This window comes from Vibrio sp. 1288 (genome assembly GCF_033344475.1).
Genome location: NZ_JAWPOX010000634.1, coordinates 1 through 650, shown reverse-complemented (window position 1 = coordinate 650; position 650 = coordinate 1). Strand labels below are relative to the sequence as shown.

Annotated in this window: 1 protein-coding gene; it reads right to left on the bottom strand. The window is 51.1% G+C overall.

What is annotated here, in order from left to right:
• A partial coding sequence (locus tag R8O11_RS28470; RefSeq protein ID WP_318195026.1) for a tandem-95 repeat protein occupies positions 1-650 on the bottom strand: 650 nt, incomplete at both ends.

Genomic DNA, 650 nt, shown 5'->3' with positions numbered 1-650 from the left:
ACGCTAAACGTTAACTCGCCATCCACGTTATCCACATCACTGAAGGCCGTATTCAGATCGATGCTGTATGGCGTAAAATCTTCCGCCAAGGTTTGGTCTGCAATGTTGCTTTCAACCACAGGCGTGTCGTTCACCGCATTCACGGTGACGTTGACCGTTGCTTGGTCAGTCAGTGCACCATCAGTAATCGTGTAAGTAATTTCAGCGTCACCATGGAAGTTCTCAGCCGGTGTGAAGACCAGTTTGCCATCAACGATCTCAACTGTGCCTTGTGTTTCAGGTACGGAAGCCGATTCAATCGACAGCTTATCACCATCAATATCGGTGTCGTTTGGCAAGACATCAATCGTCACTGGTGTATCTTCGTCAGTAACAGCGGTATCATCGTTTGCCACTGGCGCATCATTCACTGGTGTGACATCGACGTTCACCGTGGTGGACTCACTGACCCCACCCGACGTAACGATGTACGTGAAGCTGTCTGTACCGTGGTAGTTGTCGTTCGGCGTGTAAGTGACGCTGCCGTCCGGGTTGACAGAGACCGTGCCGTTGGCTGGACCGTTATTGGTATCCAGCGACACCACTTTGTCGTCGCCTTCGAACGTGTCGTTATCTAAGACCTTGATGATGGTTGGCGTGTCTTCCACAAC